The organism is Acetomicrobium thermoterrenum DSM 13490 (assembly GCF_900107215.1).
GTDB lineage: Bacteria > Synergistota > Synergistia > Synergistales > Acetomicrobiaceae > Acetomicrobium > Acetomicrobium thermoterrenum.
The window spans coordinates 49697-71719 of the sequence record NZ_FNPD01000006.1; the positions used below are offsets into that span (position 1 = coordinate 49697).

Annotated in this window: 19 protein-coding genes; 14 read left to right on the top strand and 5 right to left on the bottom strand. The window is 46.2% G+C overall.

The window, feature by feature from the left end; genetic code table 11:
• The first annotated feature begins 20 nt into the window (after positions 1–20).
• Positions 21–3635 (top strand): translocation/assembly module TamB domain-containing protein, encoded by a 3615-nt coding sequence (locus BLU12_RS05915; protein WP_091461325.1) that lies wholly within the window; start codon positions 21–23, stop codon positions 3633–3635.
• A gap of 26 nt (positions 3636–3661) precedes the next feature.
• On the opposite strand, the gene BLU12_RS05920 is transcribed toward BLU12_RS05915, so the two are convergent.
• Positions 3662–4630, bottom strand: coding sequence for a threonine ammonia-lyase (locus BLU12_RS05920; protein WP_091461327.1), 969 nt, complete (start codon positions 4628–4630; stop codon positions 3662–3664).
• Between the two features lie 195 nt (positions 4631–4825).
• Here BLU12_RS05920 and BLU12_RS05925 point away from each other — a divergent pair, with 195 nt between their 5' ends.
• From BLU12_RS05925 to BLU12_RS05945, 5 genes are all read left to right on the top strand, one after another.
• Positions 4826–5911, top strand: a complete 1086-nt coding sequence (locus BLU12_RS05925) for an HD-GYP domain-containing protein (RefSeq protein WP_091461329.1) — start codon at positions 4826–4828, stop codon at positions 5909–5911.
• 21 nt (positions 5912–5932) lie between these two features.
• Positions 5933–6931 (top strand): nicotinate mononucleotide-dependent phosphoribosyltransferase CobT, encoded by a 999-nt coding sequence (gene cobT, locus BLU12_RS05930; RefSeq protein ID WP_091461330.1) that lies wholly within the window; start codon positions 5933–5935, stop codon positions 6929–6931.
• A complete protein-coding gene (locus tag BLU12_RS05935; protein WP_091461332.1) occupies positions 6928–7482 on the top strand; it encodes a bifunctional adenosylcobinamide kinase/adenosylcobinamide-phosphate guanylyltransferase in 555 nt (184 codons plus the stop codon). Before cobT ends, BLU12_RS05935 begins: the two co-directional genes overlap by 4 nt.
• A 114-nt stretch (positions 7483–7596) precedes the next feature.
• Entirely contained in the window at positions 7597–8343 is a 747-nt protein-coding gene (gene cobS / locus BLU12_RS05940) for an adenosylcobinamide-GDP ribazoletransferase (RefSeq protein WP_234945499.1), read from the top strand.
• A 65-nt stretch (positions 8344–8408) separates the two neighbouring features.
• Positions 8409–9233, top strand: coding sequence for a Cof-type HAD-IIB family hydrolase (locus BLU12_RS05945; RefSeq protein ID WP_091461333.1), 825 nt, complete (start codon positions 8409–8411; stop codon positions 9231–9233).
• On the opposite strand, the gene BLU12_RS05950 is transcribed toward BLU12_RS05945, so the two are convergent.
• From BLU12_RS05950 to BLU12_RS05960, 3 genes are read right to left on the bottom strand one after another with little or no spacing between them, the layout of a single operon-like run.
• Entirely contained in the window at positions 9214–10386 is a 1173-nt protein-coding gene (locus tag BLU12_RS05950) for an aminotransferase class V-fold PLP-dependent enzyme (RefSeq protein ID WP_091461335.1), read from the bottom strand. The two genes, BLU12_RS05945 and BLU12_RS05950, sit on opposite strands and share 20 nt — an antisense overlap.
• 26 nt (positions 10387–10412) lie before the next feature.
• On the bottom strand, positions 10413–11531 hold the full coding sequence (locus BLU12_RS05955; protein WP_091461337.1) for an MGDG synthase family glycosyltransferase: 1119 nt from the start codon (positions 11529–11531) through the stop codon (positions 10413–10415).
• Between the two features lie 2 nt (positions 11532–11533).
• A complete protein-coding gene (locus tag BLU12_RS05960; RefSeq protein WP_091461338.1) occupies positions 11534–12550 on the bottom strand; it encodes a phosphohydrolase in 1017 nt (338 codons plus the stop codon).
• 42 nt (positions 12551–12592) lie between these two features.
• On the opposite strand from BLU12_RS05960, the gene BLU12_RS05965 reads away from it, so the two are divergent.
• The 8 genes from BLU12_RS05965 (at position 12593) to BLU12_RS06000 (ending at position 21108) form a co-directional block, all read left to right on the top strand.
• Positions 12593–13393: a metallophosphoesterase family protein gene (locus BLU12_RS05965; protein ID WP_234945500.1), complete on the top strand. Its 801-nt coding sequence runs from the start codon at positions 12593–12595 to the stop codon at positions 13391–13393.
• A gap of 302 nt (positions 13394–13695) precedes the next feature.
• Positions 13696–15036 (top strand): chromosomal replication initiator protein DnaA, encoded by a 1341-nt coding sequence (dnaA, locus tag BLU12_RS05970; RefSeq protein ID WP_091461342.1) that lies wholly within the window; start codon positions 13696–13698, stop codon positions 15034–15036.
• A gap of 213 nt (positions 15037–15249) precedes the next feature.
• Positions 15250–16404: a DNA polymerase III subunit beta gene (dnaN, locus tag BLU12_RS05975; protein ID WP_091461343.1), complete on the top strand. Its 1155-nt coding sequence runs from the start codon at positions 15250–15252 to the stop codon at positions 16402–16404.
• Positions 16394–17458: a DNA replication/repair protein RecF gene (recF, locus tag BLU12_RS05980; protein WP_091461345.1), complete on the top strand. Its 1065-nt coding sequence runs from the start codon at positions 16394–16396 to the stop codon at positions 17456–17458. The genes dnaN and recF overlap by 11 nt, the downstream gene beginning before the upstream one ends.
• Positions 17459–19345, top strand: coding sequence for a tRNA uridine-5-carboxymethylaminomethyl(34) synthesis enzyme MnmG (gene mnmG, locus BLU12_RS05985; RefSeq protein ID WP_091461347.1), 1887 nt, complete (start codon positions 17459–17461; stop codon positions 19343–19345).
• On the top strand, positions 19342–19830 hold the full coding sequence (locus BLU12_RS05990; protein WP_091461349.1) for a DciA family protein: 489 nt from the start codon (positions 19342–19344) through the stop codon (positions 19828–19830). The genes mnmG and BLU12_RS05990 overlap by 4 nt, the downstream gene beginning before the upstream one ends.
• Positions 19831–19864: 34 nt before the next feature.
• The gene (locus BLU12_RS05995; RefSeq protein ID WP_091461351.1) at positions 19865–20656 is read left to right on the top strand and encodes a cell division protein FtsL; all 792 of its coding nucleotides are present in this window, start codon (positions 19865–19867) and stop codon (positions 20654–20656) included.
• Between the two features lie 59 nt (positions 20657–20715).
• Entirely contained in the window at positions 20716–21108 is a 393-nt protein-coding gene (locus BLU12_RS06000; RefSeq protein ID WP_091461353.1) for a class II SORL domain-containing protein, read from the top strand.
• A 69-nt stretch (positions 21109–21177) separates the two neighbouring features.
• Here BLU12_RS06000 and BLU12_RS06005 read toward each other — a convergent pair whose 3' ends face one another.
• Positions 21178–21876: a lytic transglycosylase domain-containing protein gene (locus BLU12_RS06005; RefSeq protein ID WP_234945501.1), complete on the bottom strand. Its 699-nt coding sequence runs from the start codon at positions 21874–21876 to the stop codon at positions 21178–21180.
• Positions 21877–22023: the final 147 nt, after the last annotated feature.

Consider the following 22023-nt stretch of genomic DNA (forward strand, 5'->3'; position numbering starts at 1 on the left):
TCTAGAAGGATTTTATTTAAATGTCAAAAAAATTTTTGACAAAAAGAACGCTCAAAACCATAGCATTCCTGTTCTGTCTTTTTCTCTTATCCTTGGTATTGGTCGCCTCGGTGGTTTTAAAAAGGGGAGGCGACTTCGGGTCGGCCTTTGTCGTTGAAGAGATAGAAAAGGCCCTGAAAAATGCCGCAGGTCTTGACCTTCGCTTTGTCTCCTTTTCCGGCAACCCTATCACCGGATACGTAGGTAGCGGCGTCGAGATAATCCTGGACGGCAATGAATTGCTGCTCGCCAAATCTATAGAAATCAAACCATCCGTCAAATCGCTTATCAAAGGGAAACCCGCCGTCAAAAGCATCGAAATAAATTCTATAGATATATCGAAGGATGAAGCTTCGAGATTAGCAACTGTTATCTCTGCAATCAAAGAAACAAATGCATCGCCCCCTCCACCGATAGAAGAGATCGTCTTGAAAGATGTGGAGATCTCAGGAAAAAGAAACTACAGCATAAGCCAAGCCAGGTTTAAGCCTCATGACGATTCGATCGACGTCGACTTTCGCGGTGAGATTAATTCCTTAAAAATCTCCGGTAAATTCAGGGCTTTGAGGGCCGACGAAAAGGTAATTTTAGAAGACTGCCATGTTAAGGTGAATGATACAAACCTAAAACTTGAAGGGACGTTGGCACCTCGCATCAATCTAACCGGTGAAGTCGAGGAGTTGGGCGCCGGAGAGATAGTGGCCCTATTTCCAAAATTCAAAGCGGCACAACCTAGGGGCTTCCTTTCGGGCACTATGGCTATATCTTACGACGATAGCGGTTCCTTCGCCGTTGAAGGACGTTTTTACGTGCCTTCCGGCGAAATTGTCGATATACCCTTAAACAGCGCTTCATTCACCATGATCTACAAAGAAGGCAAACTTAACTTTGAGCTGCTCGAAAATAGGTCTTTCGAGACGGAAGTTACGGGAAACATAGAAGTCGCCTTTAACCCTTTGATTTTGAAGTTAGACTTATTCTCAGATAAAGCTTCAACAGAAATGTGGCAGGGTCGTTTTCCCTGGCTTTCATCCTTTGGCGGAACGGCAGACGATGTCCGCCTGCATCTGGAGGGACATCCGAAGAAGCTCTCGGGAAGGATTCATTTCACGTCCGACGAATTTACCGCCACTTGGTTAACCTTAAAGGATGCTGAAATTGCCGCAGATATATCCGGTAAGGAGGTTTCCTTCAAAGGCAGGGGATATTGGCAGGGAATCCCCATCGCTGTGGAGGGATCGGCTCTGCATAACGGCTCCTTGATGCTCGATGCCTTGGTCTCTACCGAAGGGTTAGAAATCGGTAAGTTGGGCCGACTTTTCAATTCCCTTTCGGACGTGAACCTCGAGGGCCAATGCGACATTACCGTCAAAGTACAGGGTAAACCTGACGAATTGGCCTTAGAAGGGGTCGCGAAATCTAATCAACTCAAAGCAGGCTTCGCCGATTTGAGAGATCTAAAGATGGAATTCACCCTTAAAAAGGACGGATTAAAGATCTCGTCTTTACAGGCAAAACTTTACGATGGCAAAGTGACAGGGCAGGGGACTGTCTCAGATCTCTTTTCGCCGAGCCCTAACATTGACCTATCGGGAATTGCAAGAGATATCGAGTTAGGCGGAATATTCGACTCCATCAATCCAAAGATAAAGGGAAAAACCGAAGTGAAATGGAGCATTTCAAAGGAAAAGGAGGGGGCCATTTTTTCGGTAGAGGCCGACGCACCTGCTTTAGTCTTTGGCGATTTGTTGAAGCTACAAGACCTGCACGCCGAGGCAACTTCCTTTGAAGGCGGCTTAAACTTAAAGGGGCGGGCCCTGTGCAATGGCGGAAAGGTGGAGTTTCTGGGAAAAATAAAAGATGAAAGGGGCGAGCTTTTTACGGACATCTCAGGGACGATTTCCGATTTGCGCCTCGAGCCGAAAACATGGCCTATTCATGGTATGTTAAGAGGAAATTTCAAAGCGGAAGAACGCAGCGGAGATCTAAATTTCTATGCAGAGATGTACGGCCAGGATATAACGGTAAAAGACATCCCACTAAGGGACCTAAAATTGGCCGTGGGCGGAAAGAATTCTTCGATGGAAGTGCAGTCCCTCTCCTTCGGTCTCTGCAATGGCATTGTCTCCTTGGGCGGAATAATTGAGGGGAATAGCTTGCATTTAACGGGAGATTTCAATGCCGTCGATCTCTCGGGACTTCCCTTTCCTTCTCTTTGGTTTGTTCGGGGTATAACGGGCGGGAAATTGGTCATAGAAGGTGAGTTGACCTCTCCTCAGATTGAGATAGATGGGGTGATCAAAGAGGCAGCAATAAACGGCTTAACTTTTGAAACCGTAAAATTCAAGGCTAAAAGCGATACGGTCAATCTTGCATTAGACGTCACGGAGGCCAGCGGTGAAAATTGGACAATAAAGGGGAAAGCTAAGGGCAACATCAAGCCCGATCCGTCCTTCGAATTCGACGTCGGCGGAGACAACGTCCCCATAGATATGTTTTCCCAACTGCTTTCGCCAAATCTAAAAGGAAAGCTTAAAGGCAGGGCCAAGATGAGTTTTGCCGGCGAATACGACGGAGCCTTAACCTATCGGGGCCATATCCGATCAGAGGAGCTTTCTCTTTTCGACGTAAAGTTCCAAGACGTGGAAATTCCCCTTGTTTTTAGCTCCGATTCCCTTCGGATCGATGGCTTGAAGGCCTCGCTATTTGGAGGAACCTTGAATATGAACTATTTCGCTCAAATTGGAAAGCTCCTAACGTGGCAAAGCGATATAGATATAAAAAACGCTCCACTGAACGTATTTTTGCAAAATTTTCTGGCGGAATCAGTTTCATCGGATGGCGCCTTAAACCTTTCACTCAATTTGAAGGGCGAAGGTACGCGATTGGTGAACCTGTCGGGCTACGGCAAATTAGATGTGACAGACGGTAAAATCGTAGGATTTGCTGGAAAAAACGACGGGCTGAAAAGTATTGGACTTGATAGCCTGAATTTTCAGAAGGCCTCACTGGACTTTTATATCAACGGTCCGTCACTTTACATTTTGCCGGGAAGCATGATAACCTCTCAACCCAACGATTCCCTGTACCGATATATCTCCATTGACGGTATTCTAACTTTAGACGGGATGATCGATCTGTTCTGCTCGGGAAATATAAATGTCAAAGCTTTAAATGCCCTGACCAGGGCCTTAAAGGAAGTAGCGATACTTGAAAATCCGACGGAACAAGAACTTGCCCAAAATTTACTAAAGGGCTTCATCGGCGGATTTTCCCTCAACGACTTTAAAGACGTTTCTCTGTACATAAAAGGCAACTGGCCATCTCTGACGATCTCAAATCTAAGGGTAAACGAACCTCTCATGGCCAAAGGCCCATCATATTACCAATTCGATGATGACGAAGATGAGTGGAGATTCAACCTCCATTTTAACTTCCAGACGGGCAGCGGCAAACCTTCTGAGGGGGATTTCGGGGAGCAGTTCGTTTCACAGATCCTGGAAGGACTTTTAAACGGCATTTTCAACCCCACCTCAGAGAATAACAGTAAAAAAGGCACCTTCTCCAGCGCGGACGAAATCAAGGGAAATCATTAAGATCCCGCTTTACGTCGAGATTAGCCTCAATTTTCGGACAGGACTCTCATCAAAACTTCGTGATCGATGTTGCCTCCCGATATGACCACTCCGACATTACGCCCCACAGCCGATATCCGTCCCGATAATAACGCAGCAACACCGATAGCCCCCGCTCCCTCAACTACCTGATGGTGTTTTTTATGAAGGAAAGAGATTGCCCCGGCAATGTCCTTTTCTTCTACGGCAATGAAATCATCAACGCGAACCCTGGCAAGATCGAGCAAAGACTGCGGTATTCCGCCCGTCAGGCCATCGGCCAATGTGTCTGAATAGGATACATCTACGACCCTTCCCGACTGCCAAGATGCAACCCAGGGCATGGATGCCACCGATTGAACTCCGACGATCCTTATACGGGGAGAAAGGGCCTTAGCAGCGGTAGCGATGCCGGTTATTAAACCGCCGCCCCCTGCCGGCACAACGATCATATCGAGCTCAGGTTCGTCCAACAACATCTCAAGCCCCACGGTACCGGCGCCACTTACGATGTAATGATCCTCATAGGAAGAGACATAGGTCAAACCTTCGGTTCTCGACAGCTCCTTTGCAGCCGCCTCCGCTTCGTCGTACAGGCCTTCGGTCACCCTAAGCTCTACTGTATCGCCGCCCAACCTTTTAATAGCCTTTCGTTTGGTTATAGGACATACCGACGGTACAAAGACTACCGCCCTGACGCCAAGCATTTTGGCAGCCATGGCCACCCCTTGAGCGTGATTGCCGCTTGAAGCGGTCACGACTCCCCGCTTTCTCTCGCCCTCGGACATGTGAAACATTTTATTAAGAGATCCTCTGATCTTAAAGGATCCGCAAGGTTGCATGTTCTCCCACTTGAGAAAAACTCTTCCTCCCGCTATCTCGCTCAAATCGGCCGATTCTTCCGTTGGAGTGCGCCTCGCCTTGCCTTCTAAAAATTTTGCCGCCCTCAATACGTCCCTCATTTCAGGCCATATCATAATTTTTTTACGATTCTCCTTTGTGTGCTTTAATTTTATAAAGGTTTTTACAACACTTCATGGTAATATTATAATATTAATAATTCCATGTCAAAGCAGCAGGATACCGTCTGCTCCTGTCCTCTTTGAGGCAGAAATGGCCTTTTGGGTGCGCCGTTTTAAAAATTGATATTTTGTAGAGGTGACTTCAGCCCAATGAAGCTAATAAGCACGGAAAAGCTGAAACCGGGGATGATAGTAGCGCGTCCTATTATATCGGATGTAGGTATCCTCTTGCTTAATAGTGATGTAACACTCAATGATAGCCTGATAGAGCTCATAAAAAGAAGGGGCATTCCCTTTCTTTACGTCAAGGACGATAGGATAGATACAGACCTTAAACCCCTCATAGCGCCTGAGGATACGGCAAAGGCAGTATACGTCATCAAAAAAGCTTTTGACCAAGCCCTTCAAAGCAGCCTCAGGCGTTCCTCACAGATGAACCTGGAACTTCTGAATGATATAGTTTCAGGCATCGTGGAAATCATTTCAAGACAAAATGACCTGATCGTTCACCTAATTGACATTAAAAACGCCGATTCCTACACCTTCCAACATAGCCTCCAAGTTATGACCATCTCTCTCATGATCGGCAAGAGCCTGGACATGACCAAAAACCAGCTTCATAATCTGGGCATGGGCGCGGTCCTGCACGACATAGGGAAGGTCGGAATTCCTAAGTCAATCTTGAACAAAGAAGGGCCTTTGACGGAGGAAGAGAGAAATATAGTAAGACAACACCCCAAAACAGGTTTTGAATTGCTGCAGGATTGCCCGTTAGTTTGGCCCACGGCCAGGGCCGTCGTCCTGCAGCACCATGAAAAATGGGACGGCTCGGGTTACCCCCGAGGCCTTGCAGGAGAGGACATCCACATCTATTCTCGCATAGTAGCCCCAGTGAACGTTTACGATGCTTTGATATCGAAAAGGCCCTATCGAGAATCCATGCTCCCTCATCAAGCCTATTATTACATAAAGGGAAAAGCCGGCTTGTTGTTCGACCCCCTCGTGGTAGAAAAATTCCTAGATATAGTAGCCCCCTATCCGATTGGCACTTGGGTCAAACTAAACTCCGGCGAGATTGGATTGGTCACGTCGATAGAGCCAGGGAAAGTAGCCTATCCCGTGGTCAAGATCTTTTACGATAATAATTTAAAGCCTATGAAAAACCCAACCACAATATCCTTGTCCGAAAACTCAATATTATCTATAGATGAAGTTGTAGAGGAACCATCAGAATAACATACGAAGGGGGATCGCTGAATGTTTTTGCTTTGCATTGCCAACACCGAATTGAGCAAAATACCTAGCCTTTCTGCCGCAGGAGAAAACGTCGAAGCCATAAAGTACACAGTGCCTTCCGATGCAGAACTCGTCTATTGGGGAAAATGCCTCACAAGCTCTTTCCTGCCGGTCGACCCTGAAGGACATCCCACACCTGCAATACTTACAAGGGCAGCTTACGAAGAGGCCCAATTTCCCGTTATGGTCGTAAGGACAGGAAGCTTCATCCCTCCCGCCTGTCCCTATGTAGAGATATCGTCGACGCCCGGCGCAAATCCCCTAGAAAGACCTGCCGTAATTGAAGCGAAGAGAATATATTCCTGGGCAAAAACCTTGGGACATAACATATCGGCAATTGAGCCCCTTGTGGTCATAGGAGAATCCATACCTGGAGGGACCACCTCCGCATTTCTCGTTCTTAAGGCCCTGGGCTACGACGGCATGGTCTCCTCGGCAAGCCCCAAAAACCCGACGAACCTGAAAGTAGAGATTTGGAAAAAATGTTGTGAGGTCTACGGCATAAGCGAAGGTTCGCTTCGACATAAAGGGCTAGATGCCCTCTCTCTTTTGGGAGATCCTATGCAGGCAGCGGTAGCAGGGATTGCCATGGGATCCTTTAACAGGTCTCGCGTTGTCCTTGCAGGCGGAACTCAAATGCTTGCCGTAGCAGCCATCTTGAGGCATGAAGGGTACAATGGGGAAATCGAGATAGCCACAACGAAATACGTGGCCACGGACAAGACGGCAAACTTCGCCGATTTGGCTGAAAGCCTGGGAATCAAAATTCATGTCGTTCCCGTCGACCTATCCCGCTCAGCCTTCAAAGGGCTTTCGGATTACGAAAGAGGTTACGTAAAGGAGGGCGTTGGCGCCGGAGGCGCCCTGTGGTATGCAACTTATCTGGGCCTTTCCCTTGATAGGTTGACCGACAAAATAGAGAAACTATACGACAACTTAATCAAGGGTGCTCTTCAATGAGACTGATATTTATCCTAGGAGGGGCGAGAAGCGGAAAGAGCAGCTTCGCTAAAGCTATATTGGAGAAATATGAAGGGCCCGTCACCTTTCTGGCCACCGCAAAACCGGGTGACGAAGAAATGAGGAGGCGCATCTTTTTTCACAAAAGAGAAAGGCCTGCCTCATGGAGCACCTGGGAGGGCAATCCCAAGGATCTCATAGATTTCGCCGACGCGATCAAAGGGGCCGCTTTGATGGATTGTCTCACCACGTGGCTGTCGGAACTCATATTCGACAATTACGATATCGAAAACCTCTCCGAAGGGGAGTGGAAAAGGGCCGAAGGAGAGCTTCTCTCCAATGTAGAGGATTTATGTGGAGTCAGAGGACCGGAAGTATTCGTCATAGTTAGCAACGAGTTAGGTTGCGGAATTACACCCCTCTCGTTAATGGGACGAAGATTTCGGGACCTCCACGGCAGAGCCAATCAAATTGTCGCCTCGCGAGCGGAAAGGGTCGCCATGATCATGGCCGGATTGCCCCTGTGGCTTAAAGGCAAACCACTCTTTTGACTTCAGTGATTTGACAAAAGACGAGCGATGCTGGCCGCAAAAAAATTTTGCATATAAAATATCTTTTCAAGATAATGTAGAGGTAATTCACAAATTCCAAAAGGGGGGCTGGCCTTGCGCATATTGGAGTTGATAGCGGCTTCATTTGCTTTTTTCAGCAGAATTCCCGTGCCTAAAATCCTTTTGCCCGAAAAAGAACCACCCTATGCCATGATTCTCGTCGTATCTCCTCTAATGGGGGGATTCTTAGGCGCTATATGGGGAGGGATAGGGGCATTCCTCAGCTTGAGGTTTGCTGCGCTCGGTGCCGCCTGGGCCTCGGCAGTAGTATACGTCCTTTTGGGCTGGGGATTGCACCTGGACGGTCTGAGCGACATTGCCGACGGTTGGGCAAGCGGTAAAAGCGGTGAGGAAATGAGAGAGATCGTGAAGGACAGCCGCTGCGGTCCCTATGGCGTTATGGCCCTGGTCTTGACCTTTGGCCTCTGGACTTCCCTCCTGTTCGCCCTCCCTTCATGGCGATGGATAACGATAGGAATGATAGTGAGCGCATCGGGCAAATGGGCGATGTGTTGCGCTGCCTGTATCGGCAATTGTCCTTGGAAGAACAGTATGGCCTTTTCTTTCGTTCAAAATTTTTCCCTCAAAGAAACCGCTTACGCTTTTGTCTGTTTTGTGTTAATCTTCTTCTTCGGACCTTGGATGTGGGTCTTGTCCTTTTTAGCGACGACGGTCGTAGGCGTCCTTATGTCCCTTTGGGCACAATACAGATTGGGGGGGATAAGCGGCGACGTCCTTGGGGCAACGGAGGTTTTGGGCGAAGTCCTTGCCCTTGCTGCTATAGCTTTATTTACGTCCTAAACTACCAAGGGCAGGACAGATCCGCAATTTTTAGCACACTGATAAGGAAAGAAGAAGTGGTAAGAATGAAAAATCCGGTAAGAAAAAAAATAAAACTGATCGCGATAGATCTGGACGGATCTTTATTGACTTCACAAAACAACATTACCGAAAGGACGGCTCTGGTCATTAAAGAACTGATCTCCCGCGGGGTTATTTTTGTAATAGCAACGGGGAGGATGTTTCCCTCTGCAAGAAAATATGCCCTTCAATTCGGACCCAATACTCAGGTAATATCTTATAACGGCGCCTTGATAAAAAGCGCTGCTGGCGAGCTGTTGTTGCATAAGCCGATACCGCTGAATTTGGCCAAGGACGTGATGTCCTTTTTAAGGGAGAGGAAATGGCACGTAAACAGCTACATTGACGATGTGCTCTACGTCAAGGAATTGAACCAAAAGGCCTTGATATATGCCAGAAACTCGGGTGTAACGCCCCAAGTCGCGGGCGATGAGATATACAACCCAAAAAAAGAGCCGACCAAGCTGCTCGTCGTTGCCAACGACCCAAACCAGACGGAGCAAATCAGAGACGAGATAAAACTGAATTTCAACGACCGCCTCTTCGTGGCCATTTCATCACCACTTTATATCGATCTTGGGAATCCGGAGACGAGCAAGGGAAGGGCTATAAAATTTCTGGCCGATCGCCTTGGCATAGAAAGAGACGAAATATGCGTCATAGGCGATTCCGAAAACGACGTAGAGATGTTCGAAGCGGCAGGAGTGTCGATCGCCATGGGAAACGCCAGAGAGGACGTGAAATCCAAGGCCTCCTTCGTAACTGCCTCCAACGACGAAGATGGCGTAGCCGTAGCCATTGAAGAGATCGTCATTCCCCGCTATCTTTAACTAATTCCGACAGAGCATTCAAAAAAAACTCTATATCTTCCTCTTCGTTGAAGGGGCCGGGCGAGACCCTCAAGGCGCCTTCCGGGAAGGTGCCGAGCGTCCTGTGGGCCAGCGGAGCACAGTGCAGCCCCGGACGGGTCTCAATTTTCCACCTGTCGTTAAGCTTAAACGCCAGCTCGGCGTTATCCCAACCCTTCACGTTAAAGGCGAATACGGGAAGCCTGCCTGCCATAGTCTTCGGCCCATAAAGGATGGCTTCGGGCATGCCCAGCAGCCCATCTAAAAGTTTCTCGCCGAGGCGGTTGGATTTTTCTGCGATATTTTTTATCCCACGAGCTTCTATCCAATCGATAGCAGCGCTTAACCCAGCTATTCCGGGCAAATTAAGGGTGCCGGACTCGAATTTATCGGGTAGTTTATCCGGTTGAACCTCTTCGTGAGAGAAACTTCCCGTCCCCCCCTCTATAACTGGAGAAACCGCTTCGGCAAAGTCGGGCCTCCACACAATCCCTCCCGTGCCCTGGGGGCCCAGCAGCCCTTTATGCCCCGTAAAACATAAAGCAGCTATGCCCCTTTTGGACACCGATATAGGCAGATGACCGGCGGTTTGGGCGGCATCTATAACCACAGGAAGGCCGTAATCAATACATGTCCCGCATAAGGCCTCGATATCCTGAATCGCTCCGCAGACGTTGCTTGCGTGATTTAAGACGATCAAATTTGGTCTGTGTTTTTTTATCTCCTCTTCAAAAAACGAGGGAGATAGGAAACCATTTCGGTCGCACCTCATTACGATGACCTTTACGCCCCTTCTCTCCAAGCTTCTGAGGGGCCTTATCACGGCATTGTGCTCCATGGAGGAGGTTAAGACGGTCATGCCGGGCCTCAAAAATCCCTTTATGACGACGTTTAGAGCTTCCGTAACGTTGGAAGTAAAGGTTACATACCTGGGATCCCGATCCGAATGGCCGTCAAAAAGGGCCGCAATTTTGGCACGCGCATCGGCGACCAAACCGAGGGTCCTCACGTCTCTGTCGGAAGCGCTTCCCCTGCCAAGATTGGCGCCGGCATTCAGAATGAAATTCGACATCTCCTCCGCCACCGCCCTTGGTTTCGGCCAACTGGTCGCAGCGTTGTTAAGATATAAGGACACTAACCTCACTCCTCCTGCAGTAAAAACTAAATATTCTCCAAAACCTTTTTAACTATGAATTCCCCTGCCCTTGGCCTGGCCAAGCCGCCCGCAATATCCGTAAGCCTTTTTCTCTCCGCATCGTTTCTGAGGACGGACAATACAGTATGGGCTGTCCTCCGGGGTTCAAATATGGCTTTTGCAGCACCGCGATCGAGCAGATAATCGGAGTTTCTTTGTTCCTGCCCCGGGATGACTCCACAAAGAAAGAACGGGCGTTTCATGCACAGCACCTCGGAGGTCGATAAACCGCCCGGCTTCATCACGATAGCGTCAGAGGCAGCATATATGTTCACCATATCCTTGACAAAACCGAATACCTTCACCTTGAAGTTGTCGTAGAACCTCTCCTCCATTGCCTCTCTTAGGTCGTCATTGTTACCACAGAGGGTCAAGACTGTGGCTCCATCTATCCGAGACAGAGATTCGACAACATCTTCCAGAGGGCCGACTCCTATACCGCCCCCCATAACTAAAAATACCTCGGACTCCTGCGACAGGCCCAACTTGGCACGAGCGGTAGACTTTGTTGGAGGGTCTGCAAAACAGCGCCTCACAGGAATTCCAGAAACGTGAACTTTGTTCATGTCGATACCGTCTGCTTCGTATTGTAACCTCGCCTCTTCCGAAGCTATAAACCACTCGTCGTAAACATCCTTATCGCGGTGAAAGATATGACTCAAAAAGTCCGTATTCACCGAAATAATGGGAATTCTCCCCCTGAATTCCTGAGCAACGGCGGAGGCGGCAAAAAAATGGGTGAATATTATCACATCTGGGGAAAAATCGTATAAAATTTTGAGCAATTTTCTCGCGTTTAACTTTACGGTCAGTTCGTGAAGTCCAATCAGTAGCCCTATAGATCCTTCGGGCGAATCGGTGGATTCGTAAAAATATCCCCAAATCTGCGGCGCCTTACGAACCATCTCCAGATAGGAGCGAGCATATATTCCTCGAATTAGCGGGTTTACGTAAGCTAGAGCATCGAGGCATATCGTCTCTACACCGAACATCGAAAACCACTCACACAATGCATTTGCTGCCGTCTTATGCCCCGTCCCAATGGACGAATGTATTATAGCTGCCCTTCTTTTCTCATTTGTCATAATCACTTTCGCTCCTCGCTTTGCTTCAGCTTATTTTTAAGCATATCTCCCAGAGTCATGGAAATGGGCGTCTCCTGCTCTGAAATCAATTTGATCGCCGAGATAATGGAATCGCAAATCTGCTCAAGGGAATAATGGGAAGGGAAGTAGAGGGCAGCTGCATCGCCGTGACCACCTCCATGGATCTTTTTGCCATCGCGCAACATCCCCGTTATCTTTCCCGCCAATCCCGTCCTGCTCCTAAGGGAAACGGCCCACTCGCCCGTGACCTTTTTATTCGCAACGGCGACCATTTTTGGGGGATCCTCGCTCCTATCCAAAATTAGGCCGCAAAAATCGGAGACATCCCCAAACTGCAACAGTTCGGGACCTACGGCCACAAGATCGTCTCCAAAACGTTTTACCCTTTCTAGAGCCGTTGCGAACCGCTCTTCCTGATCCCTGACGAAAGTCACGGTCGCCTCGTACTCTCCTTCTGAGAGGGATGAGGAAGGATTGGCTATAAGCCTGCCTAAAACGCTCCAGGGTCCGCACATCGTGATCAACGCCTGCCAAAGCCTGCTTTCGGGAATCTGTCCCAGCCAAAGATCCCTGTCGTTTGCTACTTCAACTATGTCAGAAAGCGGCAAGAGGCGTTCCTCTACGTTTTTTGGAAGTTCAAGTGACATGAGCCAATTATAGTAAACCTTGGCAGCACAACACGATGTATCTATCTTCAGCCAGGGCCTGTTGCCCCAGCGTTCCAGAGTGGTCTTGTGGTGATCAAAACATATTGGCGAACCTCCGTCGAAAAAGTTGTCTATTAAATCGATCGTCTCCCTCCTCTGGCAGAATAAATCCAAAACGACAAGGCTTCTTCCCGACTTCACCGAATCGAAGATAACGTTGTCCACATCCCCATATCCTATTAAATAAATCTGCAGGGGGGAGTTATCCGGATAGAGGGCATGCCAGGCCACGGCAGCGGCCACTACGCCGTCGAGGTCTGTATGGCTTATTATATTAATCAAAGGCCTCATCAAAATAAACTGCACCTCCAATATTTGAAAGGGGTGATTTGCATGTGTCTTAAAAAACTCATATCACGCAGTATAGAGCTTAATATAAAACGTCCCGACCGTCACGAAAATATGATCAAAAGAAGAAGAGACTTCCCTTTGATAATTATAGGTGATCTCCACGGAGAGCGCGATTCCCTGAAAGAAATCTTAGAGATAACAAGCGACGAAAGAGATTCCCTTTTTCTATTTCTAGGGGATTACGTGGACAGGGGTCCAGATTGTATGGGCTTACTTGAAGACATCATCAACTTTCAAATAAACAACGGAGAAAGAGTGATATTGCTTCGAGGCAACCACGAAGATTGGGATATGAATATACGCTATTCCTTCGCCAGCGAATTAATAGCCAAAGGCTACGAAGGGGTAATCGAAGATATTCTCTCCTGGTACGAGTCTCTGCCCTTAATTGCCCTTTTCGATGACGTTGTCGCTTTACACGGTGGCGTCCCAAAACCGATTCCCTCAAATATAGACGACCTTTCCGGAATAAGGGCCACCGATCCTTTGGGGATGCAAATTTTGTGGAACGACCCTCTGGACGAAGGCTATTGGCCCCGCGGAGGAGGGACAAAACCCTTTACCGCCGAAGATTTGGAAGCTTTTTTGAAGCTAACAGGCGCGAAACTCCTGATAAGGGGACACCAATACGTACCTAACAGAGGGTATAAGTTTAATTTCGACAACAGATGTATGACCATCTTTTCCGCAAGCTACGGGTACGGTTGGCCCAGATGCTTTGTTTATCTTCCTCCTTGCGATTTCAACGTAGGCGATGTGGAAAAATACATCATCCGGATATAAGGATTCCCATATTTATTCACTATGGTGTGATCAATTAGCCAGTAAAGTTTCGATAACTTCGCAAAAAAACTTATACACAGTCGGTGAATAACCTGTGGATAACTACATAATCGCGCTCACTCACTATAAATTATATATTTCACTAAATTGGTTTTAATAATCGAAATCCCGTGGTTAACGCACAATTAAGAAAAAAGTTATCCACATATTTGGTCAATAACTTGTGTATATGTGGATAACTTTTGTGGAAAATATGTGGTAATATTTAGAATAACCTGTGGATAACCAAGGGGGGCCTTTTTGTGGACGACAAGTTAAACGATACGTGGAAAGACATTCTTTCGATAGCTCGTGAAAAACTCCCTCAGGGGGCTACTGAAATATGGCTTAAGACCTGTTTACCCATTTCCCTTGACAGAGGAAAACTAGTCCTCGATGTTCCTAACGTTTTCGTAAAGGAACAAATTCAATCTCGCTTCTTGAGCGGGCTTAAAGATCTCGTGGCCGACAGGGGTATTGCCAGGGAAGTTGAGCTGGTAGTGGGAACGGAGGTGCGCGATGGAGAACAAAAGAGAGCTGAAAATGCCTTAAAACAACCACCACCTCCGAATCCCGACGGACTCAACCCTAACTATTATTTCGATACCTTCGTAGTAGGGAAATCCAACAGATTAGCCCATGCCGCAAGCCTTGCCGTGGCCGAATCTCCTGGAGTAGCCTACAATCCCTTATTCATCTGGGGAGGCGTGGGTCTTGGGAAAACTCACCTGATGCATGCCATAGGTCATTACGTATTGGAACACCTGCCGGGCGCACGTGTAGTTTATGCCAGTTCCGAAAAATTCACTAATGAACTGATATCGGCTATACAAAACAACAAGACACAGGAATTCAAGGCCAAGTTTCGGAATGTGGATATCCTCTTGATAGACGATATACAGTTTTTGGCCAACAAAGAGAGCACCCAGGAGGAGTTTTTTCACACCTTCAACAGCTTGCACAACGCAAAAAGACAGATCGTTTTAAGTTCTGACAGGCCTCCCAAGGAAATTCAGAGTATAGAACAGAGGCTGGTCTCCCGATTTGAATGGGGACTTGTAACGGACATACAACCTCCCGATCTGGAAACTAGAATAGCGATACTTCAAAAGAAGGCGGAATTTAGAGGATATGACATCCCCGAGGACGTCGTCTATTTTCTGGCTCAAAACATCCCCAGCAACATAAGGGAGCTAGAAGGAGCTTTGAACCGAATAATAGCGTGCTCTCAACTTAACATGGAACCGATAACGGTGGAAAATGCCACGGAGTGGCTGAAGGACATAATAAAAATACAACAACAGGGGCCTATATCGGTCGATCTCATTCAGGATGCCGTCGCTTCCTACTTTGGCTTCGACGTTGAGGACCTGAAAAGCTCAAAAAGAACTGCCGATATTGCCTTGGCAAGACAGGTAGCCATGTATTTATCCAGAGAATTGACTGAGTCCAGCTTACAACAGATTGGTATAGCCTTCAACAAGAAGGATCATACGACCGTCCTTCATGCCTGTAGGAAGATTGAGGAGATGATGAAGGAAGATTTGAAGATGAAAAAGATTGTGGATAACTTATTGAGTAATTTGCGGTCTAATAGTGGATAAGTTGTCATAAATCCACATATATAATTTTTATTCCAGCTGATATGCGTATATTGTGGATAGATTCCGAGCTTCTTCGCACGTCTATCCACTGTGGAAAACTCAAGCAGATCGGCCTTGTTCCACGTTATCCACAATATCCACCGCACCTATTACTGTCACTACTATTTTTTATATTATTAAAATAAAAGTAATAAATAGGAGGGCCATTGCAAAATGAGGATAAAAATTGATGACCAAAAATTAATAAGAAGCTGGCAAATCACAGAAAGGACCTCCAGAGGACCAAAGACATCGGCTATCCTGTCAGGCATATATGTAAAGGCATATAACAACGACGTTATCTTGATGGCAACGGACCTCAAGACATCCATAAAATGTTTAATACACGATGTCACAATTGAGGAAGAAGGAGAATCCATATTTCCAACAAAGGGAGTAGGGGAGATATTAAAAAAGCTATCCCACGGATTTACTATAGAGGCCACTAACACAAAAGTAACGATTAGACACGAGAAAAACCAATTTAACTTCACAACCTATCCTACGGAGGAATTCCCAAAGCTACCCTCTTCGGAATCGGCGAAGCTGGTCTGCCGCATAAAATCAAAGGATCTATCCAGATCGATAAGGGAAGGTTCTTTTACGGGTTCAACTAATGAAGAATTTCCTCAATACCTATCAAGTGCATTAATTGAATTTAAAAGGAACTCCCTCAAGCTAATTGCCACCGATGGCAAAAGACTCTCCCTTTCGGAAGCGGATCTGATGGAAGGATCGACCGAGGAAGATAGTATCCTAATACCCATCAGAGGGATAAATGAGCTTGAGAGGATACTTTCGACACTGGATGAAGAAAGTCTTATAGAGATATTATACGATGACTCCCAATGTTATTTCAGAGGCGATGATATAGAGCTTTCCATTAGAAGGGTCGAATCTCTTTTTCCCCCTTACGATAGAATTATATCCTCCGACAGGACTACGTGGATGACGATCGATCGTCAGGCGTTGATTGATGCACTTGAGAAAGTAGAGGTAATAGTGAGAGATTTCAATAAAGTTATAATAATGGATTTAAAGCCTGCCGGAAATTTGTCAATATCTGCCTTTGCCAAAAACGTTGGAGAGGGCTTCGTCGAAATGGCTGCCGAGGTGGATGGAGAACCTCTGAAAGTGGGTTTTAACGTCGCCTATTTATTGCAGGGATTAAAGGCCATAGGGGATTCATCGGTAAGGATGAGTTTTAATGGCCCTCACGGGCAAATGAGGTTGCAAAAAATAAGCAGCGATAATTTCCTTTACATTCTAATGCCTGTAGTGTTGCCCGAAGAGCTGTTAGACGGGGAAGAAGAGGCAGATGTGGTTTAGCCAGACCTATTGGCTGAATTATAAAAATTTAAAACCAGTGCGAATATCCTGGCATAAAGGCTTAAATGTCGTCGTAGGACCTAATGCATCGGGAAAGACTAACACGCTTGAGGCTTTGTCCATGCTTTGCGGTTGGGGTCAGGTTCAGCGGGGAAAGCTAAGGGATCTCGTAAATTGGGATAGCCCCGGCCAGGCAAAGCTTTATTCGCAATTTGACGGAGAAGAGAACATATCCGTAGTGGTTTCGATACAGGACAAACGAACAATATCGGTTGCAGGAAAACAATGCAGCGCTTCAACGTTAAGGCTTCATGTTCCCTGTCTATCCTTTTGGAGTGACGACGTTCGGTTGATAGAAGGATCTCCTGCGATCAGAAGGAATTTCTTAAATCACCTCTGTGCTACTATAGTTCCGCTGTATGCCAGGAGATTATATGACTACAGAAAGCTCCTGCGCCATAAAAATTATATTCTACGGGCGGGCAGATACGACGATGCCGTGATTAAAGCTATGGCACCCGTAGCTGCGTGGCTTTGGTCTTACAGGAGAAGCATTGTAGACCTGTTAAAGGTGGGACTTAAGGAGGTATCGTCCCATTTGGTCGAGTTCGACTTTGAAGTCGACATCGAAGAGGGAAACAAGGATTATTATGAAGATCCCTTAGAGGCTTTTTATGAATCCCTTGCCTTCTTTAAAAAAGAAGAAATTGCCCGAAAAGTTTCCTTGGTGGGACCCCATAGAGACGATTTGAGAATAACGGTAAAGGGAAGGCCTGCATTTCAGGCCTTAAGCAGAGGGCAGAGAAGAAAGCTTGCTGTTGCTTTTATGATGGCATCAGCAAAGGTCGTCGAGTATAAGCTGAAAAGAAGTCCTATAATATTATTGGACGAGGTGACGGCCGAGCTGGATTGGGAAGGTAAAGAGCAGTTGATAAAGGCGCTGGTTGAGAGCAACTGGCAAGTCATAACTGCCACGGCCGATGAACAGTTAGGCTATATTGAGGATTTTCCGGCAAAGGTTTGGCATATATGTCGAGGAGGTTTATCCGCATAGATGATATATAAGGACGAAAGAAATTTCGATGTTATAGTGGTGGGAGCAGGGCATGCCGGATGTGAGGCCGCTTTAGTTTCGGCGAGGATGGGGGCGCGAACCCTCCTTCTCAATTTGTATCTGGATAATATTGCATTGATGCCCTGTAATCCCTCGATAGGCGGTCCGGCCAAAGGGCATATTACGAGAGAGATAGACGCCTTGGGCGGAGAACAGGCAAAGGCAGCCGATGCCTCTACCATTCATATCAGATGGCTGAATACTTCAAAAGGGCCTGCTGTCAGGGCGCTTAGGGTACAGTGTGATTTGTCGGATTACCATAAATACATGAGAAATACCTTGGAGACTACAATTAACCTTTATGTCCACCAAGCTCTGGTAACGGACCTTTGGGTGGAGAAGGGAAGGGTTAGAGGAGTAAAGACATGGTTGGGAGAGGAATATTATTCCCCCTGTGTGATAATAACCACGGGTCCTTATACGAATGGCAGGGTATTTATAGGTTCGCACAGCTTTCCATCGGGGCCATTGGGCCAGATGGCCTCTTTAGAGTTATCAAACTCATTAAAACGAATAGGTTTCATAATGGGAAGATTGAGAACTGATACCACACCAAGACTTCATGCTGATAGTATAGATTTTACTTCTTTAACTAAACAGGATTCTGCAGATGAACCATTATGTTTCAGCCACTGGGGGATACCGCGGATCTATAGTGGCTATTCCTGTTATTTAACGAGGTCGACGGGGAAGACGCATGAGATAATAAAGTACTCTCTTACCCGTTCTCCCCTGGCAAAGGGAGAGATAAATAGTCCCGGGCCCAGATACTGTCCTTCTATTGAAGATAAGGTCATGAGGTTTCCTGAGAAGGAATCTCATCCCATATTTTTGGAGCCCACCTGCCGTCATTCGAAGGAAATTTATATGCAAAACTTCTCCACAAGCTTGCCCTATGATGTGCAGGTGGAAATGGTAAGAAGCGTTCCAGGATGTGAGAGGGCGCACATATTGAGACCGGGATACGCCATCGAATACGATTATTTTCCTCCGACACAACTTTATCCCTGGCTAGAGACGAAATTGGTAGAGGGGCTTTTCTTTGCAGGACAAATAAACGGCACATCCGGTTATGAGGAGGCGGCAGCCCAGGGATTGATGGCGGGCATTAATGCCGTACTGAAATTACGAAAAGAAGACCCCATAATACTAGGCAGAGAGGAAGCCTACATAGGCGTACTCATCGATGATCTCGTGACCAAAGGGACGGAAGAGCCCTACAGGATGCTCACGAGCAGATGTGAATACAGACTGCTGATGAGACACGACAATGCTGACAAGAGGCTTGCGCCTATAGGAAGAAGGTTGGGGCTTATAGACGACGATAAATGGAGCCTCTTATTAAAGAAATGGAAGTCCATGGACGAGGAAATCGATCGCCTTAAGGGTACGAAGATTTATCCATCTTACGAGGTAAATACTTTATTATCTTCCTTAAATCAACCAAAGTTAGAAGAAACCGTAAGCGCTTACGATTTACTCAAAAGGCCGGGAATTGACTACGATATTTTATATAAAATAGCTCCATTGGAAGAGAGTTTAAACGAAGAAATAAAATCCAGAATAGAGATCGAGGTCAAGTATTCTGGCTACATAGAAAGACAGACCAGCCTTGCTTCTAAATTGCAAAGGATAGAGCAATTACGCATACCTTTGGATTTAAATTACGACGAAATTAAGGGCCTTTCTTCCGAGGGAAAGGAGAAACTCAAAAAAATCCTGCCCGGCACTTTGGGGCAGGCAGGTAGAATATCGGGGGTAACGCCTTCCGACCTTCAAATTTTGTGGATGTATTTGGAGATGAGGAGTAAAAATAAAGCGTCATGAGGAGGAAAATAAGAGAACCAAAACACATAGCCGAGGTCATTGATAAGGCTTCATCGGTAAACCTGAAGAATTTTCTGGAGTTTTATAAAGTAAGCAGTGCATGGCCTGAACTTGCAGGCAGAGTGTCGAGCAGGTCAAGACCTGTTAGTTTGTTAAAGGGAAAACTGAAGATTGTAGCCGATTCTCCATCTGTGGCTCAGGAAATCATGATGATGTCGGGGAGAATAATTTCCGAAGCCCTCTCCAAGGGCGTTAAGATCGAGTCGGTCTTGGTTAATATCGGTAGAGTGAAACCTATTGTCGGATCCCGATCTTTGAATGAAGGCAACCGTCACCGGTTTAAGCCGATTTTAAGGGGTTACTCGACAGATGATATAGAAAGGGTAAAAAACAGATTCAATCAGAAAGGCCTGCCTAAAGATGTGTTAGATGGACTTTGCAGGCTATATATAGCTTATAACAGAAGGTTTAATTCCTTAAAATAATTTTAATAATATTAAGAAAAAGAGGTGGCATTTTATGAAAAAAAGTCACTTATTTAATTTGATTAAAAAATTGACTTTTATTGCGGTTGTTATAACTCTTATCTATCCTTCATACTTGACAAAAATATCAGGTGCTGAGGAAATAGAAGATCTTTTTGTAATTTACGGCGAAAAAGAACGTGGTGAGGGTCAAGGTCTGATACTGCAGAAAAATTTATTGGAAAAGGCTCCGAAGAATATGTCACAATACGACATGTGGCGTAGCCTTTTCGAGGAGGATGTAACGGAAGAGGAAAGGGCTGCTTTAGCTTTGAAGTTAATAGACGAGATTTATCCTCAGGGGAATCCGGCAAAATGGGACGAGATAGGGGGGCTGTGGATTCCACAGCTGGTTCCAAAACCGCTGGCAGCCTTTGATGCTCTTTATGTAGCAGTAGGATCGTTGCTGTCATTAAATAATGAGGGAGCTGCCTGGCTTGCTAGGAGCTTACTAGTTCAGCTTTATGAATCCAGAGGAGCCAGAATATACGGAATAAGGACTGCTCCAATAGAAGTCGTTGATATAATTGAAAAGCTGAAAGTGAGGGCACCCTTGCCGCCTATTGGGGGGTGGCCAAACCCTAAGGTCTTAGGGAGGCTTCCCTATGCAAGAAAAATATACGGATACATATCTGTCGATACCGCCCTTGTCCATGAAATGACCTTTCTCGATTCCCTTGGAAGGCCAAGAGGTGGATCCGGCGTTTATGCCTGGGATAGGGCGAGGGGTAGGATATACAACGTCAAAGGCGGGCGAAATGAGGACGAGATATGGCCAAATTTTTAAAGTATGTTAAAATAAAATTGTTTTTAAAAGACTATCGCATATAGAAGGAGGGATTGGATATGAAATTTGAAACATTAATACAGTCAGGCGACTGGAAGGGTGAAAAACACGTTCCCGTTATCGAAGCTCCCGAAGAGGTGGCCTCGGGCGAAGCTTTTACCGTTACAGTTAGCGTCGGCAAGGAGATACCGCATCCCAATACTACAGAACATCATATAAGATGGATAAAGTTATTTTTTAAGGGAGAGGACGAGAAATTTCCCTTTGAAATTGGTACATACGAGTTCAACGCCCACGGTGAGCACGTAAACGGCCCTAATACAGGCCCGGTCTATAGCGAGCCCTATGCGGTGGCAAAAATTAAACTCAACAAATCTGGCACGCTTTTGGTGATGTCTTATTGTAATATTCACGGGCTTTGGGAAAACTCCAAAGAGATAAAGGTTAAGTAGATATTAACCATCACAATAATCAAATATAAACAAAATCATCCCCCGGTAAATTCCGGGGGATGATTTTGTTTATAAGATCTCTTGAAGCGTCCTTAGGTGATTGTTAACTACGCTTTTATATTTAGAAGAAGCTTTCCCGTAATATCGGTCAAGGGCCTTATGTTCCGAGCCATAGGCTCTTATATAGCGGGATAACAGCAGGGCTCCGGCAGCTATTCCAAACTCCGGGTCATGCAGTAAGTTTTTCGATGTTATACCGTTGGCAGACAACAATCCTGCATGAATATCCCACATGACCTGCATCACGCCCACAGCCCCCTTTTTGCTCACCGCCTTGGGGTTAAAGTGACTTTCGGTATTGGCAACTGCCACCAACAGATCTTCCGAAATGCCATATTTTTTTCCATAGTGAACGAAAGCACAGGCTTCTCTCCACACCGTTTTTGAAGACAGCTTTGGGTTGGCTTTTTTTATGTGTCTGGCCAGCTTGGCTACTTTATCCTGTTCCTCAGGGGGCATTTCTTCCAAGAATCTGAGGGACGAATTGGGGTGTTCTTCTTGCCACCGAAGTACGTCTTTGGGGGTATTTCCCATTGCAGTTAGGGCTTTAATGACTTGTTCCTGAAGATTTAACATTTTTTTTGCAGGTTCGTTGTTTACCACACTATCGCTTCGTGTCGTTATGGATAAAAATATACTGAAAAATAGAAATATAGTTACGATCTTTATGATTCGAGAGCTGATATTCAGCGAATGTCTCAATATCATCACAACCTCCTTGAAAAATTGCACTTATGGCCACGGAAGAGAGAAATTTCCCTTTGGCCTGTCTTAAAAACACAATAGACCGCCCATGGGCGATCTATTGTATACAACAAAATAAGTGGATTATATTTGTAAATCTGATTTTACATG

Bases quoted from the DNA above. Each gene is read 5' to 3' on its own strand.
- BLU12_RS05915 (WP_091461325.1), top strand. From the start codon at position 21: ATGTCAAAAAAATTTTTGACAAAAAGAACGCTCAAAACCATAGCATTC.
- BLU12_RS05920 (WP_091461327.1), bottom strand. From the start codon at position 4,630: ATGATATGGCCTGAAATGAGGGACGTATTGAGGGCGGCAAAATTTTTA.
- BLU12_RS05925 (WP_091461329.1), top strand. From the start codon at position 4,826: ATGAAGCTAATAAGCACGGAAAAGCTGAAACCGGGGATGATAGTAGCG.
- cobT (WP_091461330.1), top strand. From the start codon at position 5,933: ATGTTTTTGCTTTGCATTGCCAACACCGAATTGAGCAAAATACCTAGC.
- BLU12_RS05935 (WP_091461332.1), top strand. From the start codon at position 6,928: ATGAGACTGATATTTATCCTAGGAGGGGCGAGAAGCGGAAAGAGCAGC.
- BLU12_RS05945 (WP_091461333.1), top strand. From the start codon at position 8,409: ATGAAAAATCCGGTAAGAAAAAAAATAAAACTGATCGCGATAGATCTG.
- BLU12_RS05955 (WP_091461337.1), bottom strand. From the start codon at position 11,531: ATGACAAATGAGAAAAGAAGGGCAGCTATAATACATTCGTCCATTGGG.
- BLU12_RS05960 (WP_091461338.1), bottom strand. From the start codon at position 12,550: ATGAGGCCTTTGATTAATATAATAAGCCATACAGACCTCGACGGCGTA.
- BLU12_RS05965 (WP_234945500.1), top strand. From the start codon at position 12,593: ATGTGTCTTAAAAAACTCATATCACGCAGTATAGAGCTTAATATAAAA.
- dnaN (WP_091461343.1), top strand. From the start codon at position 15,250: ATGAGGATAAAAATTGATGACCAAAAATTAATAAGAAGCTGGCAAATC.
- recF (WP_091461345.1), top strand. From the start codon at position 16,394: ATGTGGTTTAGCCAGACCTATTGGCTGAATTATAAAAATTTAAAACCA.
- mnmG (WP_091461347.1), top strand. From the start codon at position 17,459: ATGATATATAAGGACGAAAGAAATTTCGATGTTATAGTGGTGGGAGCA.
- BLU12_RS05990 (WP_091461349.1), top strand. From the start codon at position 19,342: ATGAGGAGGAAAATAAGAGAACCAAAACACATAGCCGAGGTCATTGAT.
- BLU12_RS05995 (WP_091461351.1), top strand. From the start codon at position 19,865: ATGAAAAAAAGTCACTTATTTAATTTGATTAAAAAATTGACTTTTATT.
- BLU12_RS06000 (WP_091461353.1), top strand. From the start codon at position 20,716: ATGAAATTTGAAACATTAATACAGTCAGGCGACTGGAAGGGTGAAAAA.
- BLU12_RS06005 (WP_234945501.1), bottom strand. From the start codon at position 21,876: ATGATATTGAGACATTCGCTGAATATCAGCTCTCGAATCATAAAGATC.